Below are 16,261 nucleotides of genomic sequence, written 5' to 3' on the forward strand. Positions count from 1 at the left end.
TCTCCAGTAGATTCCACTAAGTTCCAGTAATCGCCAGGCGCCACTGCGGTGTCGATCTGGCAGCTGTCCGCGTGTTCCCTCGAAGGGTCGGTGCACCATGCGCAAAAACTCCCTCATCGCTCTGTCCGCCCTGTCCCTGCTCGCCCTCGGCTGTGGGGTCGACACCAACCGGGGGACCACCCAGGGCCCCGGCTTCACGGCCAGCACTGCGCCGGACCACAGCGGTACCGCCGCCGCTCAGCCGGCCAAGAACGGCACCCACGCCGTCGTGTTCGAGGTGACCGGCAAGGGCGTCACCAAGGCCACCTCCGTGACGTACGGCATCGGCGGCAACTCCTCCCAGGCCAACGGCGCCGCGCTGCCGTGGAAGAAGGAAGCCTCGTCCACCGACATGCTGCTAACCGCCAGCATCGTCGCGCAGTCCGGCAACGGCACCGGAACGATCACCTGCCGCATCACCGTCGACGGCAAGGTCGTCGTCGAGAACAGCTCCGAGGGCCAGTACGCCGTCGTCACCTGCTCCGGCAACGCCTGACCGCACTCGATCGCATGGGGGGCGACATGGAACAGCTGGTCATGGCAGACGGCGAGCGGCCGGACCTGGACGCGGTGCTCCGCGGCCTCCGGGCTTCCGGACTGCAGCCGGTGGTGTGGTACGACCTGAGCGGCGCCGGCGACGTTGTGCTCGTCGTGGTCGCCAACGACGAGCGAGGCGCCGCATCCCTGCCGGTCGGCTGGCAGCGGCTGAGCGACCGGGAGCGCGCCGTGGCGAGGCTGGTCGGGCAGGCGTACACCAACCAGCAGATCGCACGACGGCTCGGCATCTCCGCGCACACGGTGAACTACCACCTGCGGCAGATCTTCCGGAAGCTGGCGATCGGTTCCCGGGTAAGCCTGGCGGCCTACGCCAAGCTTCCCGGAACGAGTCAGGCAAAGAGCTGAGGTCGGGCTGGACCCCGTTGCGCGTAGTTCCTCGGCCGTGCGCCTCGCCGCTCGCACTCCGGCGCGCACAGCCTGCCCACGTCTTTTGCGAAATGAGGCACCATGTCCAGCAGCGACAATCGTGAGGTGCTGCTCGACCTGCTGTTCGAGCGGCTGGACCTCAACCGGACTCCCGACAGCGTTGCCGACCTCGTCCTGGCCGCCTACGCCGGCGAGGCGCAGCTCCGGGCCGTGCTGGCCGGTGAGCCGGTCGAGCTGCCGGCGCGTCCGGAAGCCGGACCCGGGTCCGGCCAGGTCTACCTCGACCGCGTGACGGTTGCCGGCTTCCGCGGCATCGGGCCGCAGGCCTCGCTGGTGTTGCAGCCCCAGCCGGGGCTGACCATCGTGGCCGGGCGGAACGGCTCCGGAAAGTCGAGCTTCGCCGAGGCGGTCGAGATCGCCCTCACCGGCGACAGCCAACGCTGGGCCGACAAGCACAGCGTCTTCCGCGAAGGCTGGCGCAACCTGCACCTGTCGTCCCCGTGCGCGGTCGAGGTCGTCGCGCACGTCGACGGCGAGCAGGCCCCCATCCGCATCCGCCGGTCCTGGCCCGACGAGGCCACCGAGCCCAGTCAGGGCGTCAACGAGATCACCCACCGCGGCGCGAAACACCCCTCCACCGATGCACTCGGCTGGCGCCAGCCGCTGGACGCCTACCGGCCGTTCCTGACCGCGAACGACCTCGGCCGGCTCATCTCGGCCCGCCCCAGCGACCTGTTCGACGCCCTCGCCCCGCTGCTCGGCATCGAGGCGGTGACCGACGCCGACGCCCGCTGCAAGAAGCTGCGCAAGGAGTACGACGACCGCAGCAACGTCGTGAAGAACGAGCGGATCGCACTTCGCCGCGCCCTTACGGAACTCGACGACGATCGAGCCCGTGCTTCCGCCAACATCCTCACTGCGGCGAGGCCCGACCTCGACGCGCTCGACCGTCTGCTGCGAGACCACAGCGAGGGATCGGATCCGACCGCCACCGCGTGCCGGCGCATCGCTGAAGCTCCGGCACTGCCCGAGCCGGCTGACATCGAAGCGGTCGCCACGGCCCTGATCGAGGCGGACGAACGCCTCACGCGTGCCACGGCCAGCCGCGAGGGAGCCGCACACCGGATCGAGGAACTGCTCCGCCTGGCGCTGGAACACCACGACCAGCAGGGTGACGGCACCTGCCCCGTCTGCCAGGTCGGCGTCCTCGACGCGCCATGGCGGGCCGCCGCAGCCGCCCAGCTCGAGGTGGCGCAGCAGCAGGCGGCCGCAGCCCGCGAGGCACACGCCGCCTTGGACGACGCCTGGCGACAGGCCCGCACCCTCCGCGCCGTCGACCCTGCGTTCGACATCCCGGATGTACTCGCCGAGCACGGCGACCGGCTGCAGGGCGCGGTCGAGGCGTGGCAAGCCGGTGGCGGCACGTCCGACCTGGTCGAGTTCGCCAATCATCTGCGCACCACCTACCCGTCGCTGTTCGAGGTGCACACCGCCGTCCGCGAACACGCCGCAGCCTGGCTGCACACCCGAGACGACGCGTGGCGCGATCACAGCACCGCCCTGCACGCCTGGCTGCACTCCGCGCGAGAAACCCGTGCCGACGAGGACCGGTCGACTCGGCTCAAGGCCGCGGTCGCCTGGTTCAAGTCCGCCATCGACGACCTGCGAGCCGCCCGGTTGGCACCGTTCGCCACGCAGTCCCAGCACATCTGGGAACAATTGCGGCAGGAAAGCAACGTCGAGCTCGCCGGGATGAAGCTCGACGGGTCCAGCACCCGGCGCCGGGTCGCGTTTCCCGCCACCATCGACGGTGCCGCGACCGCGGCCATGGCGGTGATGAGCCAGGGCGAACTGCACGCACTGGGTCTCGCCGTATTCCTGCCCCGCGCCACCGCCGACGACAGCCCGTTCCGTTTCGTTGTGATCGACGACCCGGTGCAGAGCATGGATCCCTCGAAAGTGGACGGCCTCGCGCAGGTCCTCGCCGAGCTCGCCGAACGCCGTCAGGTCGTCGTGTTCACCCACGACAACCGGCTGCCGGAGGCCATCCGGAGGCTCCAGATCGACGCCACCATCTGGGAGGTCACCCGCAAGGAACAGTCTGAGGTCGAGATCCGCAAGAACCTGGACCCGGTGAAGCGGTACCTCTCCGACGCCACTGCGCTGGCGAAGACGACCGAGTTGCCCGACAAGATCCGCGGGCCGCTGGTGCTCACGTTCTGCCGCTCCGCGATCGAAGCGGCCTGCCACGAGCGCGTCCGCCGCGAACGAATCCAGCGCGGCGAACGCCACGCCGATGTTGAACGCCTGCTCGAAAGAGCACTGACCACGACCCAGACGGCGGCGCTGGCACTGTTCGGCGACGCCGATCAGGGCGGCAAGGTACTGCCACACCTCGACCAGCGCAAAGGCCGCTGGGCTGCCGACGCCTTCAAGGCGTGCAAGCAGGGTGCGCACGGGGTCTATGGCGGCAACCTCGAACGCCTGGTCGGCGACACCGCACGGCTCACTGAGGCTCTCCGATGAACGCCGCCGAGACGTACCTCGCCAGCGCCGACCGGCTGCTGACCCAGACCGCACGGGGCGCCCGCGGGGTGTGGCCGCGAGCGTGTGCCTGGCTGCTGCGGCTCGCTCTTGAGGCGGAGCTCGACCGGTTCTGGAACACGGTCGCGCCGGAGGTCGCCGAGTGCCAGAGCCGGCGGGCTCAGGTGCTGCTGCTGCACCGGTACGCCGACGCGGCGACCGCTCGCCGGGTGGGGTACCTGTGGTGGGCGCTCTCGCGGGCCGGCCATCACCACGGCTACGAGTTGGCTCTCACCGCGGGAGAACTGCGGCGCCTGGGCACCGACGTGGCCGAGGTCGTCGCAACACTGCGCGATACCGAATGACCGAAGGACACGTCCGCCACGTCGGGTGCGCTGGGCGGCAGGTCGACGGGTGGCGTTGTCGCGGCGGAAGTGGTGTGCGGACTCGACGCGGTGGTCGGCGGACGTTGTCAGCTCAGATCCGAGGGACTCCAGGTCGGTCGCTGCGGCCGCCGCGCATCCGGCCAGCCTTTCGCGATCACAGCACCGACCGCTGGCGGCACTTTGCTGACCTGTCGCGCTGTTGTGTCGAGGGCGGCCCGGGAACAGGCGAGCGGCAACGCCGGCATCGTGCCCCCGGGCCGACCCTACTGACAAGCACAACCGCCCGGCGGGGCAGCGCGCACCGCACTATCGGCTGAACTTGTCAGCGTTGTGCGAACGGACGACGGTCAAGCCGAGCTAGTGCCGCGTCGTCAGCTGGATCACTGAACGTGTCGAGTTCGATCAGTCGGTACGGCCGTTCCTGCACGCCGACAGGCAGCCAGATGCCGTCGGCGACACAGAGGTCGGTGCGGAGCGCTTCACGGGTGGCAGTCGCAACCGGCGTGGCGACAAGCCGACGACCCAGCTGCTGGTGGAGCTGGCGTTCACGGGCACGGTCCGGCAGGAAGAACAGCACCGGCCATGCCGGTCCTCCCTGAGCGGTCAACTGCTCGTACCGCTTCACCTTGTCCAGCAGCTGCGGCACCGACTGGCAGACCGGTTACCGGTACGGGCTACCGGTGCGGTCGGACCGGTACGCCCACAACACGAAGTCCGTCCGACCGGGCACCGGAGCGGGACCGTACCGCCAGCGCGGTCGCACCGGTCGCTGCCCGCCGGCGTCCACAGCGGTACCGGTACGAGCAGCGGTCACGTCGATGACGCCACCGGTCTGTCGGTCGCGACCGCCATGACGACGTCGCGCTTTCCGTGGTACAACCCGGCGTTGACCTGCGGTGCAACGATTGCATGGGTTCTCCCGGCGCTGAGATGCCCACCGGTCACCTGGCCCTCGCAGACCGGTCCCGGTACCGACGGCCAGCCAGGACCGGTACGGGTCCCGGGCTCCGACCGTGACGATCGTCCGTGGCCCCGTACCGGTATCGAGGATTGGCGCCGCCCGCGCCGCCGCCCGGTCGGTTTGTCGCTGACCGCCCGGACCGGTTACCGGTCGTAGGCTCGGCTCGAGGTCTTACCGCAACGGTCCCGGCAGCTGTACGGCTTCGGAGATATCGGTCCCAGTGCTGGGTTGCTCGGGCGGTTCCAGCGCTCACCGCTCCGGGACCGGTGCCACGCACGGACAGCGGCGACACCGGTCGCCGTAGCCGCCCGCGACGGTTCTGATGGTCGCCGGCTACACGCCGCGAGTTGACCCGAGTTGGCTACCGGTTGGATGCGGGACGCTGCCGCGGCAATCCAACTCGGGCCATGTGTGGGCGAGACGTTGGCAGGGTGGTCCAGTCCGGCGTCATCGACGTCTCGATCGACCGCGAGCATCGGAGATCTCCACCAGCCACCAGTCGCCGGTTGGGCGGTGTCCAGCGCTGACGATCAGCCCGACCTTGTCAGGTTGGGCGCATGACGGTCATCAAGCGCGCTGCCGTATTGGACCATCACGGCGTGCTGGCGGAGGACAGGCGGCACGCGTGCGACTGCTGCCGCGACGTGCACCGGGGCGGCCGTCATGCCGCCGGGCAAGAACGAGCGGGACATGAAGAAGGCGTTGTACACCGGCGACGCCCGCACCCTCAACGTGTACGCGGCCAACATCGGCGGCGGGCTGCTCGGCTGGTCGTATTTCCCGAAGGGGTACAACAACGGCCGTGACTATATCGACGGCGTGGTCATGCTCGACGAATCGATGCCTGGCGGAACGGCCGGCAAGTACGCCGAGGGCGACACCCTGACGCACGAGGTCGGGCACTGGCTGATGCTCGAGCACACCTTCGCGCACGGGTGCGCCGCGTCCGGCGACTTCGTGGCCGACACCCCGCGGGAGGCCATTCCGCAGTTCAACTGCCCAGTTGGCGCGGACACCTGCGGCGCTCCCGGGCTGGACCCGATCCACAACTTCATGGACTACTCGCAGGACTCCTGCATGAACATGTTCACTGCCGGGCAGGCGGACCGGATGAGCGATGCCTGGGTGGCATTCCGCGCCGGTGGCGGGAAATAGCCAGGATTGAAGCCAACGGCAGCCCGTAGTGCACGACCCGGTGCGCTGCGGGCTGCGTCATATCCGCCGTTGGCCGCGTCGACCAGGACGGAGATCTATTGGCCGGTGTACGGCGCGAGCGTGTGGGTGAAGTCCCACGTGTTCTGGGCGAGGCCCGAGCAGGTGTTCGATCCGGTCGTGCCGGGGCAGCCGCCGTTGTCGCGTTGAATGGCCCACATCGACAAGTACCCGATGCCCTTGGCACGAGCGAAGTCCATCAGACCCTGTGCATCGGCGACCGACGTGCTTTCGGTGCGGCGCGGGTAGTCGTCGAGGCCGGGCATGATGGTGTTGCCCTGCATGGCCCCCAGTTCGGCGTCGGTCTTGGCCGATCAGCGGGATCAGCTGCCGGTGCGGTACGCTGGCAGCATGCATATCAGGCGCATCTCCGCCGCGGCCGCGCGAGCTCACCGCTCGCCGGACGCCGCTGCCTGATCTCCTCCACTCCAGCCGGCGACCGGAAACGGTCCGCCGGCTTTCTTTTGTGCCGTGGGGTCCGTGCCGGTCCATCCCAAAAGGATTCCACAATGGACAACTCGATGCCGACCACCACGAGCACCAGCCAGATCGTCGCCACATTCCTCGACTTCTTCCGCGAGCGTGGCCACCAGCTCGTCGGCGACGCCACGCTGATCCGCCCGCAGGGCGATCCGGTGCTGTTCACGAGCGCCGGCATGCACCCGCTCACGCCATACATCGAGGGGATGCCCCATCCGCTCGGCCGCCGGCTGGTCGGAATACAACGTTGCCTGCGCACAACCGACCTTGACGAGGTCGGCGACGACACCCATCTGACCGTATTCCAGATGCTCGGCTCGTGGTCGCTGGGTGACTACCCTGGCCGGACGAGCCTGAAATGGGGGTACGAGCTGCTGCGCGATGGGTTCGGCATCCCGCCCGGCCGGCTGCATGTCACTGTGTTCGACGGCGACCCAAGCTCCCTGGAGACCTGGCAGCAGCTAGGGGTACCGGTGGAAACGCTCGGCGAGGACAACTGGTGGTCGAACGGGCTGACCGGCCCGTGCGGCCCAGACTCGGAGATCTTCGTGTGGACCGGCGACGGGCCACCCACCGGCACCCCGTCCAGCGATCGGCGGTGGGTCGAGGTGTGGAATCACGTCATGATGCGGTACCGCCGCAGCCCCGACGGCTCCCTCGGCCCCCTCGAGCAGTGCGGCGTCGACACCGGAATGGGCCTTGAACGGATGGCTATGGTTCTGCAACGCCGCTTGTCGGTGTTCGATATCGACGTCTTCGAGCCCTGGGTGCGAACCGTATCGTCGCTCTGGACGCCATCCAGAATGGTGTACGACCACCTGCGCTCGTCCGTCGTCGTCATCGGCGACGGCGTGAACCCGTCGAACACCGGCCGCGGGTACGTCCTGCGTCGCCTCATCCGCCGCACACTCACAGCCCTCTGGCGCGACGACCCGTCCCGGAGTCTCGGCGACCTGCCCGTCAAGCCGATCTCCGACACGGTGGAACACTTCGGCCTGACCGTCGACCCGCTCTACGTACTCGACGTCCTGGTCTACGAGGAACGGCGATTCGGCGCATTGCTGCGCCGCGGCCGGCCGTTGATCGAGCGGCTTCTGCAGCGCGGGCCGCTCACCGAAGGGGACTTTCACTACCTGCACGACACTCACGGCATGCCACGCGACCTGGTCGAGGAGATAGTCACCGCCCAGCCGGCGTGACGCTCCGACGTTCAACATCAGGCAGCCGTTGGCTCGGTTTGTCCGGATTTGGCTACACGCCGGTCCGTCAGGCCGGCGTTCGTGCTCTTGCGCGGGTCGGTCGATGGTCGGGATACGCTGCCGCGGTGAGTTCGCTGAGCCGGCGGGACCTCGATGTTCTGGTCGAGGAGGCGACCGTTGACTGCTACAACGAGGATGAGCAGTTGACGGGTCTGTTCACCATGATTGAGGACAATCTCGCGCTGCCGTTCACGACGCGGGTCCTCGGCGTCGAGGTCACGGTGCGCCGGGTGGACCTGCGCGGCGATCGGATCGTGGCGATCTGCCATCGGGGTCGCGAGCGGCAGGCGATCGCGATCCTGGACCTTCCGTTGCCGGATCCGCCGCCCGACGGCGCGCAGTGGATCGAGGCGTACCGGCACTGGGGTGGATGACGCGTGAGCGAGTACCAGTATTACGAGTTTGTGGCGATCGATCGGCCGTTGACGGCGGCCGAGCAGGGCGAGTTGCGGGCGGTGTCGACGCGTGGTCGGATCAGCGCGTCGAGCTTCGTCAACGACTACCAGTGGGGTGACCTGAAGGCGGATCCACGCAAGTGGATGGAGCGGTACTTCGACGCTCACCTTTACTTGGCGAACTGGGGTACTCGCCGGGTAGCGCTGCGGCTGCCGGTGCAGCTGCTGGATGCGGATCTCGCGGCGGCGTACTGCGTGGGTCATTCCGCGTCGTCGTGGGCCACGGGTGAGCATGTGATCCTCGACCTGTACAGCGAGGACGAGGACGGCGACGAAGAGTGGTGGGAAGACGAATCCGCGCTCGCGTCGATCGTTCCCGCCCGGGCGGAGCTGGCCGCGGGTGACACCCGGCTGTTGTACCTGGCATGGCTGTTGTGCGTGCAGGACCGGCAGCTGGACGAGGACGAGTTGGAGCCGCCGGTCCCGCCCGGTTTGGGCGAGCTGTCGGGGCCGTTGCGGAGCCTCGCCGACTTCCTGCGCCTGGACGGGGATCTGCTCGACACGGCGGCCCAGGCCAGCGCACCCCTCATCACACAGGCGCCTTCGACGGCAGCGTTGACCAAGTGGGTGCAGCGGCTGCCGGTGGCGGACAAGGACGAGGTCATCGTGCGGCTGCTGCGTGGCGACGGCGCGCACCTTCGCACCGAGTTGCTGCGCCGGTACGGCGGTGCGGTGGCGCCGGAGGCCGTAGGTGGTGGTCGGACGGTGGGCGAGTTGCTGGCCGGCGCCGAGACGCGCTGGGCGGGCCGGCAGCGGCAGGCCGAGGAACGTAAGGCGGCCGAACAGGCGCGCCGCGAGGCGGCGGCCGCCGCTGCCCGCGAACAGCGCCTCGACGCCCTCGCTGCCGATCCGGAGCGGGCGTGGCGGCAGGTGGCGGAGCTGATCGCGACCAAGAAGCCCAAGGAGTACGACGCGGCGGTCGCGCTGCTGGCCGATCTGAAGGCGCTCGGCGAACGCGACGGCCAGCGCAAGGCGTTCCGTGGGCGGATGCACCAGCTGCGTCTGGAACACGTCCGCAAGCCGAGCCTGCTGGACCGCCTCGAACGCGCCGGCCTCATCGCGAGCGCCACCGAGACGCCGACATGAGCGTGTTCCGCTGACGCGTCGCCGACCCGGAGCACCCGGAGCGCGGAATGGCGCTGGCCCGGCGGAATCTTGCTCACCGCCGCACGGTCCGTTCGGACGGCAGCGCCGGCGTCTCGTTCGACGCGTGGGAGCGGCTGCTCGATGACGGGGTGGACGCGGGCGTCGACATGATCTTCTCGCGTACTGAGGCGGCGGTAGGGCTGCGGCAGAACACGCCTTCGCCGGGCTGCTGACCGAGCGGGCGCGGCTGAAGGTGCTGGCCGCGTTCGACGCGCCCGATCCAGCGCGGGTCTGTCGATTCGTTGAAGGGCCCTGGACGAGCATGGAATCGAATGTGATCCACATCACTCCAATGTGTGATCCGTCGGGTGCTCCACGATCGACCATCTGAGCGTGGGAGGAAGTGACCAGGACGAGGAGCGGCTGCTACGGCGGGTCGCGCGCGCCGATCTTGACGCGTTCGACGAGCTGTACCGCCGGACCTCGCCCTGGCTGGCGATCCGGTTGCGTCGCCGCTGCGGCGACGACGGCATTGTTGCCGAGGTGCTGCAGGACACGTACCTGACGGTGTGGCGGGCGGCCGGGTCGTTCACCGGGCTGCGGCAGTCCGGTGGCTCGGACGCGCCGGGCGGCACCGCCGTCGGCTGGATCTGGACGATCGCGGCGCGCCGGCTGGTCGACGCGTTGCGCCGGCGTTCCCGGCTGCGGGAGGTGCCGACCGAGGTGCTGCCCGAGCGCAGCGTGCCGGCCGCCGAGGACGAGATCCTCGCCGGCTCGATGAGCCTGGAGCTCGGCGCGGCGCTGGACAGCCTGGCGCCGGAGCTGCGGGCGGTCCTGGCGGCGATGGTCCTGGACGGGCTCACCGTGCGCGAGACCTCGATCCTGCTGGGGTTGCCGGAGGGCACCGTGAAGAGCCGGGCGCGGCGCGCCCGCACCGCACTACGGGAGGCGCTGGCATGACCGCGCACGTCGCACCCCACGTCGCACCCGCGGCCCTCGCCGCGTACGCCGCCGGCACCCTCGGCCCCGACCATGCCGCCACCTGGACGCTCGAGGTGCACCTGGAGCGCTGCGCGCAGTGCCGGGCGCGGCTGGCCGAGCTGGCGGACCCGCCGCTGCGGGCGCTGCTGGACGACACCCGCACCGCGATCCTCGCCCAGGCGCGCGGCGGGCCCCGGCCCGTGCCGTCGCGGCCGCTGCGACGGTGGCGGCTGCGGTGGACCGACTGGTCCGTGTCCGGCTGGGCCGCGATGACATGCACCGCCATCCTCGCCGCCGTCCTGCTGGACGTGAACTACCCCGACCGGCCGTCGGCGGTACTGCTACTGGCGCCGGTCGCGCCCCTCGCCGGGCTGGCGGTGGCCTGGTCCCGGCGGGCCAACCCGGCCTGGGAGATGATCGCCGGGACGGCCCGGGCCGGGCTGGAGCTGTTGTTGCGCCGTACCCTCGCCGTCCTCGCTCTGGTCCTGCCGCCACTGGCGGTGGCCGGGCTGGCGCTGGGGCGCAACCCGGCGCTGTGGCTGCTGCCGTGTCTGACGTTCACCGCCGCGACGCTGCTACTCGGCAGCCGTATCGGCGTGCCGCTCGCGGCGGTCGTGCTCGGCGGTGGCTGGCTGGCCGGGGCCGGCGCGGTGTCGTTCGCCCACGGCACCGCGGCCGCGTTCGCCACCGCACCCGCCGAGGCATTGATGCGGGCCGAGACTATGCCCGTGTGGGCGGCCGCCGCCGCCGTGCTGGCCCTGCTGACCGCGCTGCGCGCCGACCACCTGCGAAGCCCGGTCACCTGGCGCTGACCCGAACCCCACCCCACGCATTCCGGCCCGTGTCGGCGCCGTGGTTGAACCTGCCTGCGAAGGAGACGACATTGGTACGCGCAGTAAGCGCCGACGAGGTGGCGCCGACCCGGCACGCCTGGCCCATCGAGGCGGCCGCACTGTCGGTGAAAGCCGGCCGGCACCTCGCCGTCGACGGCCTCGACCTTCGCCTCGGCACCGGCGTGCACGGGCTGCTCGGCCCCAATGGTGCCGGCAAGAGCACCCTGATGCGGGCCCTGGCCACGGTCGTGCGTCCGCACCGCGGCACGCTGCGGCTGCTGGGCGCCGACGCCACCGCGGGCCGGGCGCTGCGGCGCGTGCGGGCCAGGCTCGGGTACCTGCCGCAGCAGTTCGGTTTCTACCCGCGCTTCACCGTCCGCGACGCCGTGGAGTACATGGCGTGGCTGCGGGAGATGCCGTCCTCGGCGGTGCCGGCCGCCGCGCAGCAGGCGATCGAGCGGGTGCGGCTCACCGACCGCGCCGACGCGAAGCTCAAGTCCCTGTCCGGCGGCATGCTGCGCCGGGCCGGGATCGCCCAGGCGATCGTCAACGAGCCGGAGCTGCTGCTGCTGGACGAGCCGACCGTCGGGCTGGATCCGGAGCAGCGGGTGGAGTTCCGTGAGCTCGTCCGTGAGCTGGCCGCCGGCAGCTGTGTGCTGGTCTCCACCCATCTCGTGGAGGACGTGGTCGCCGCCTGTTCGGATGTCGTACTGATGGATCAGGGAAAACTGGTGTTCCAAGGGGTGCCCGCCGACCTGGTCCGGCACGGTGAGACGGGTGGCGTCGGTGACAGCCCCGCCGAGCGCGGCTACTCGGTGCTGCTGCACCGGCACCGGGACGCGGCATGATCCGGCCGCTGCGCACCGAGCTGCGTCGCTCCAACGCCCCGGCCGTGGCCGTGCTGCTCATCGTGATCGGCGGTCTGTCCGCCGCCAGCATGTACACGTTCTGGCAAGGTCAGTGGCTGCGCTTCGGCTACGTACAGACCACCGGCATGTTCATCCTGATGCCACTGGCGCTGGCCGGCGGCGCGGTCCTCGGCCGCCGGGACCGCCGCACCCGCGCCGAGGACCTACTGCTGAGCACCGGCCGGCCTCGCTGGCAGCGCGCGCTGCCGGCGATGAGCGCGCTCGGCATCGCCGTCGCGGCCGCGCACCTGCTGGTCCTCACCGCCGGCGCGGTCCTGGTCGCCGGCACGTATCTGGGACTGCGCGGTGCCGGCGCGGCGCTGGTCGATGCGCTGGTGCTCGTCGGCGCGGCCTGGACGGGCGTGGCCGCCGGCCGGCGCTGGTCCGCGCCGCTGTTGCCCCCGGTGCTCGCCGCCGCCGTGCTGATCGTGCAGGCCGGCGCTTCGGAGGTCGCGGACGGCGACGACCGGCTCGCCAACCTCTCGCTGATGATTTCCTGGCCGCCGGACACCGTGTGGGAAACGATGTCCACCCGCCTGCTGCTGAGCCACCTCGCGCTCGGTGCCGGGCTGTTGCTGACCGGTGTCCTGCTCGCGGCGGGTGCGTCCGCGCTGTGGCGCGCGGCCGCGTTCGCGAGCCTCGCTGCCGGCGTGGCCGGTCTGGTCCTGATCGCCACCCCGGGCCCGGCCGGCATCTGGCAGCTGGATCCGGGCGCGTACCGGTACGTCTGCGCCGACGGCACCCCGCAGGTCTGCGTCACCGCCGTGCACGCTCACCTGCTGCCCGGCGTCGCCACCGACGCCCGCCGCGCACTGCGCGCCCTCGCGAAGCTGCCCGGCGCACCGACCCGCGCGGTCGAGCTGCGGCTGGACACCATCGGCGAGAACGACAGCGAACAGTGGTACCGCCCGAAGCCCTCGCCCGGCACCGTGCAGTTCCAGCTGGAGGTCGACCCCGACACCGGCCGCGACCCCGACGTGGCGGAAAGCATCGTCATGGGTGGCGGCACCCGATGGTCCGGGTGCGGCCACGGCAGCGATGACGTCGCCCAGGCCGTCGCCGCCGCGTGGCTGCTGGACACCGACACGGTCCGGCTCTGGGACTCGTCGCTCGGCTTCGGATACGCGGACAACCACCAGCCCGACATCCGGGCCGGGGTCCAGGCACTGCGAGCGCTGCCGGCCGCCGAGCAGTTGCGCCGGGTGACCGCGCTGCGAGCAGGACCTCATGCCGTACCTCACCGGTCAGGCCGCGGCATGACCCGCGGACTATGGTTGTACCTGCGTTCACGTCACGCCGAGCCGTGATCGCCGTCGCCGGCTCGGCGGGCGCCGTTGCGCTGGTGACGGCCGCCTGGTCCAGCATGATGAACCGCGCCGACGTGCCGACCGGCCTCGCGGTGCTCACCACCGCGCTGGCGGCGGCGCCGCTCGGCCCGACACTCGCCGGCCCGGACCCGGCGCTGGACCGCACCGCCGCGCTGCCGTGGCCGCCGCGCCGGGGAGCGCACCTGCTCGCCTGCTGCATCGTGGTCGGCGCCCTGATGCTCGCCGCCCGCCCGTTCGGCGCCGACTTCGGCCCCGTGTGGGTGGTGCTGCGCAACGCGGCCGGCCTGACCGGGGTCATCGGCCTCTGCGCCGCCGTGGGCGGCGCACGCGCGGCCTGGCAGGTACCGGTGGCGTGGGCGGCCTTCGCCGCGTTCATGGCCGCCCCTGGCGGACCGCAGTGGCGGCAGGCGGCGCTGTGGATGGCGCAGGACTCGGGCGACCGCATCGCCGCGGTCACCGCCGCGGCGCTGCTGATAGCCGGCGTCGCCGCGTACGCCGTCCGCGTCGGGCCCCAGGTCGCCCCGGTCGAGGCGACGATGGACCAGTAGGCGGACCGCCGCGGTGGAGCGCCGGGTCCGGCCCGGTCCGGACCCGGCGATGACCACCACGTGGGGTTCGTGTGCCCAGTGCGGTGCGGTGGGCCAGGCATCGCATCAGCGCGGCCCAGGTTGCCGGGTCCAGGCGGCCGGCGCTGCGGCGACCGCGGACGTGGCCCTACGACAACCGCGCCTCGCCTCGGCACCGACGAGCGGCGACCCCGTCCTGCTGGAGCGCCTGGCCCAGAACCTCGTGGAGAACGCGATCCGGCACAACGCACGGAACGGCTGGGTGTCGGTTTCCGCGAGCCTGCTGGATGGGCAGGCGATGCTCACCGTGGAAAACACCGGACCGGTCGTACCGAAGTACGAACTGGAGACGCTCTTCCAGCCGTTCCGGCGGCTGAACGGTGAGCGGTCGTCCGCTCCGGACCGCGGCTTCGGTCTCGGCTTGTCGATCGTACGGGCGATCGCACGCGCCCACGGCGGCAGCGTCGACGCGACGTCACGCACGGCGGAGGAGGGCGGCGGGCTCGTCGTGACCGTCCGCCTACCCTCCAACTGACCACCGACTGACCACCTTCGTGCGGCCGCACTCGCTGCTCCCGATCGGCCTCATGGTCAACTGCGTCGTACGCTCACCGGTTTGCCACGGCCGGGAACCGTGAGGTGGGCCGGGGCGGACTTGTATTGCCGATCACGGGGAGCAGCGATGGCATTCGCCCACATCGAACCATGTCCGCAGTGTCGTCATCGAGGAGTACAACGCCGCCCTCCCCGCACGGCTACTCCGCTCGGGTCGTATCCAGCAGCGCCCCCAGCCGGTACATCCATTTCGAGGAGTGGTAGCCGGCGGGGCTGGCTCGCCGAGCCCGCGCTTTCCCGACGTCGACACGGGCCGCCCCACGCCGGATCGGCAGGCGTGGCGGCCTCGTTCCGGCAGTAACTTGCATTCCTAACTTAGTATGCTAAGTTATGAGTCATGGGCCGCTCGAAGAACCTCGGACTGGAGCTGCACACGCTGGTGTCCCGCCTGGAGCGGGCCGGCGACCAGATCCTGCGCGCCCAGCACGGCCTGTCGTACCGGCGGTTCATGGTCCTGGTCATCGTCGGCGAACTTGGCGCATCGACCCAGCGGGCCCTGGCCGAAGGCCTGGCGGTGACCGAGCCGTCGGTGAGCCGGATGGTCGCCGCCCTGGCCGACACCGGGCTGCTCACCGTGGCACCCGACCCGGCCGGCGGCAACCGCCGGCAGATCGCCCTCAGTGACGCGGGCAAAGTGCCGGTCGACCGCGCCGTCACCGAACTCATCGAGCGGCTCATCGAACTGGTCGAGGCCAGCGGTGTGCCGTTTGACACCTACCTCACCCAAACCCGGCGGTTGAACGCCGCCCTGGGCGACGCCAGCATCCGATCCGTACGCCACGACCCCCATCACCACAACCGTTAGGAGCTCGCCATGTCTGCCACCCTCGCCGCGACCACCACCTCCACCGTGCACACCGTCCGCTCCGCCGACGGCACCACGATCGCCTACCACACCACCGGCACCGGCCCCGGCCTGCTGCTCATCCCCGGCGCGCTCAGCGACGCCACCGACTTCACCACCCTCATCAACGCACTCGCCACCACCTTCACCGTCCACGCCATCCAGCGCCGCGCCCGCCGCGGCAGCGGCCCCATCGGCCCCGGCTACAGCATCGAGACCGAATGCGCCGACATCAGCGCGGTCCGCGCCGCCACCGGCGCCAGCTACGCCTTCGGCCACAGCTACGGCGGACTCGTCGCCCTCGAAACCGCCCGCCGCGACCCGGCCATCACCAAGCTCGCTGTCTACGAACCCGGCGTCAACGTCCAGGGCCTCATCGCCGGCGACTGGATCCCGCAGTACCGCCAATACCTCGCCCAGGGCCGCCAGTTCGACGCCTTCGCCACGTTCTCCATCGCCACCGGACCCAGCAAGGCCAAGCGCAACCCCCGCTGGCTCATGGCCGCCATCCTGCGCATGGTCTTCCGCGGCGAGAAGCGCACCAAGCTCTTCGAACTGCTCGACGCGGTCGCCTACGAACACGCCGAGGTCGACCGGCTCAACGACAGCTACCCCAACTACCGCGAGGTCTCCGCCGACGTGCTGCTCATGGCCGGCGGCAAGAGCGACCTGCCCCAGGTGCCCCCCGCCCTCGCCCGGCTCAGCGAGGTGCTGCCCTCCTCGCGGCTGCAGACCTTCCCCAAGCTCGACCACTTCGGGCCGCACCACAAGGGCGAGGCCGACATCGCCGCCGCGATCACCGCATTCCTGCGCGGCTGAAGCTGATCCAGGACCGGCCCGCCGGGCGCCGCGCGATCCAGC

General features: G+C 70.8%; 17 protein-coding genes and 2 pseudogenes. 17 read left to right on the forward strand and 2 right to left on the reverse strand.

What is annotated here, in order from left to right:
- The first annotated feature begins 97 nt into the window (after window positions 1–97).
- From ACQEVU_RS52585 to ACQEVU_RS52600, 4 genes are all read left to right on the forward strand, one after another.
- The gene (locus ACQEVU_RS52585; protein ID WP_433338314.1) at window positions 98–535 is read left to right on the forward strand and encodes an MmpS family transport accessory protein; all 438 of its coding nucleotides are present in this window, start codon (window positions 98–100) and stop codon (window positions 533–535) included.
- A 26-nt stretch (window positions 536–561) separates the two neighbouring features.
- Entirely contained in the window at window positions 562–942 is a 381-nt protein-coding gene (locus ACQEVU_RS52590) for a LuxR C-terminal-related transcriptional regulator (RefSeq protein ID WP_433338315.1), read from the forward strand.
- A 102-nt stretch (window positions 943–1,044) separates the two neighbouring features.
- Window positions 1,045–3,489, forward strand: a complete 2,445-nt coding sequence (locus ACQEVU_RS52595; protein ID WP_433338317.1) for an AAA family ATPase — start codon at window positions 1,045–1,047, stop codon at window positions 3,487–3,489.
- Window positions 3,486–3,851, forward strand: coding sequence for a hypothetical protein (locus ACQEVU_RS52600; protein WP_433338319.1), 366 nt, complete (start codon window positions 3,486–3,488; stop codon window positions 3,849–3,851). The genes ACQEVU_RS52595 and ACQEVU_RS52600 overlap by 4 nt, the downstream gene beginning before the upstream one ends.
- A 343-nt stretch (window positions 3,852–4,194) precedes the next feature.
- On the opposite strand, the gene ACQEVU_RS52605 is transcribed toward ACQEVU_RS52600, so the two are convergent.
- Window positions 4,195–4,518, reverse strand: coding sequence for a hypothetical protein (locus ACQEVU_RS52605; RefSeq protein WP_433338321.1), 324 nt, complete (start codon window positions 4,516–4,518; stop codon window positions 4,195–4,197).
- 993 nt (window positions 4,519–5,511) lie between these two features.
- On the opposite strand from ACQEVU_RS52605, the pseudogene ACQEVU_RS52610 reads away from it, so the two are divergent.
- A pseudogene (locus ACQEVU_RS52610) lies at window positions 5,512–5,988 on the forward strand (zinc metalloprotease); the annotation flags it as partial.
- A gap of 95 nt (window positions 5,989–6,083) precedes the next feature.
- On the opposite strand, the gene ACQEVU_RS52615 reads toward ACQEVU_RS52610, so the two are convergent.
- Window positions 6,084–6,329, reverse strand: a complete 246-nt coding sequence (locus ACQEVU_RS52615; protein WP_433338323.1) for a hypothetical protein — start codon at window positions 6,327–6,329, stop codon at window positions 6,084–6,086.
- A gap of 225 nt (window positions 6,330–6,554) precedes the next feature.
- Between ACQEVU_RS52615 and ACQEVU_RS52620 the strand changes: the two genes are divergently transcribed.
- The 12 genes and pseudogenes from ACQEVU_RS52620 to ACQEVU_RS52675 all read left to right on the forward strand — a co-directional run bounded on the left by ACQEVU_RS52620 (window position 6,555) and on the right by ACQEVU_RS52675 (window position 16,219).
- The gene (locus ACQEVU_RS52620) at window positions 6,555–7,724 is read left to right on the forward strand and encodes an alanine--tRNA ligase-related protein (protein WP_433338325.1); all 1,170 of its coding nucleotides are present in this window, start codon (window positions 6,555–6,557) and stop codon (window positions 7,722–7,724) included.
- A 125-nt stretch (window positions 7,725–7,849) separates the two neighbouring features.
- Window positions 7,850–8,158: a hypothetical protein gene (locus tag ACQEVU_RS52625; RefSeq protein ID WP_433338327.1), complete on the forward strand. Its 309-nt coding sequence runs from the start codon at window positions 7,850–7,852 to the stop codon at window positions 8,156–8,158.
- Window positions 8,159–8,161: 3 nt separating this feature from the next.
- Window positions 8,162–9,325: a hypothetical protein gene (locus ACQEVU_RS52630; protein WP_433338329.1), complete on the forward strand. Its 1,164-nt coding sequence runs from the start codon at window positions 8,162–8,164 to the stop codon at window positions 9,323–9,325.
- 47 nt (window positions 9,326–9,372) lie between these two features.
- The gene (locus ACQEVU_RS52635; protein WP_433338331.1) at window positions 9,373–9,558 is read left to right on the forward strand and encodes a hypothetical protein; all 186 of its coding nucleotides are present in this window, start codon (window positions 9,373–9,375) and stop codon (window positions 9,556–9,558) included.
- Window positions 9,559–9,718: 160 nt separating this feature from the next.
- The gene (locus ACQEVU_RS52640; protein ID WP_433338333.1) at window positions 9,719–10,285 is read left to right on the forward strand and encodes an RNA polymerase sigma factor; all 567 of its coding nucleotides are present in this window, start codon (window positions 9,719–9,721) and stop codon (window positions 10,283–10,285) included.
- Window positions 10,282–11,118 (forward strand): zf-HC2 domain-containing protein, encoded by an 837-nt coding sequence (locus tag ACQEVU_RS52645; protein WP_433338335.1) that lies wholly within the window; start codon window positions 10,282–10,284, stop codon window positions 11,116–11,118. Before ACQEVU_RS52640 ends, ACQEVU_RS52645 begins: the two co-directional genes overlap by 4 nt.
- A gap of 71 nt (window positions 11,119–11,189) precedes the next feature.
- Window positions 11,190–11,987, forward strand: a complete 798-nt coding sequence (locus tag ACQEVU_RS52650) for an ABC transporter ATP-binding protein (RefSeq protein WP_433338337.1) — start codon at window positions 11,190–11,192, stop codon at window positions 11,985–11,987.
- Entirely contained in the window at window positions 11,984–13,354 is a 1,371-nt protein-coding gene (locus ACQEVU_RS52655) for a hypothetical protein (protein WP_433338339.1), read from the forward strand. Before ACQEVU_RS52650 ends, ACQEVU_RS52655 begins: the two co-directional genes overlap by 4 nt.
- Window positions 13,351–13,923, forward strand: a complete 573-nt coding sequence (locus ACQEVU_RS52660; protein ID WP_433338341.1) for a hypothetical protein — start codon at window positions 13,351–13,353, stop codon at window positions 13,921–13,923. The genes ACQEVU_RS52655 and ACQEVU_RS52660 overlap by 4 nt, the downstream gene beginning before the upstream one ends.
- Window positions 13,924–14,095: 172 nt before the next feature.
- Window positions 14,096–14,476: pseudogene (locus tag ACQEVU_RS52665) on the forward strand (sensor histidine kinase); the annotation flags it as partial.
- Between the two features lie 417 nt (window positions 14,477–14,893).
- Window positions 14,894–15,361, forward strand: a complete 468-nt coding sequence (locus ACQEVU_RS52670) for a MarR family winged helix-turn-helix transcriptional regulator (RefSeq protein ID WP_433338343.1) — start codon at window positions 14,894–14,896, stop codon at window positions 15,359–15,361.
- 9 nt (window positions 15,362–15,370) lie between these two features.
- Entirely contained in the window at window positions 15,371–16,219 is an 849-nt protein-coding gene (locus tag ACQEVU_RS52675; protein ID WP_433338345.1) for an alpha/beta fold hydrolase, read from the forward strand.
- Window positions 16,220–16,261 lie beyond the last annotated feature (42 nt).

The organism is Dactylosporangium sp. CA-139066 (assembly GCF_050936175.1).
Taxonomy (GTDB): domain Bacteria; phylum Actinomycetota; class Actinomycetes; order Mycobacteriales; family Micromonosporaceae; genus Dactylosporangium.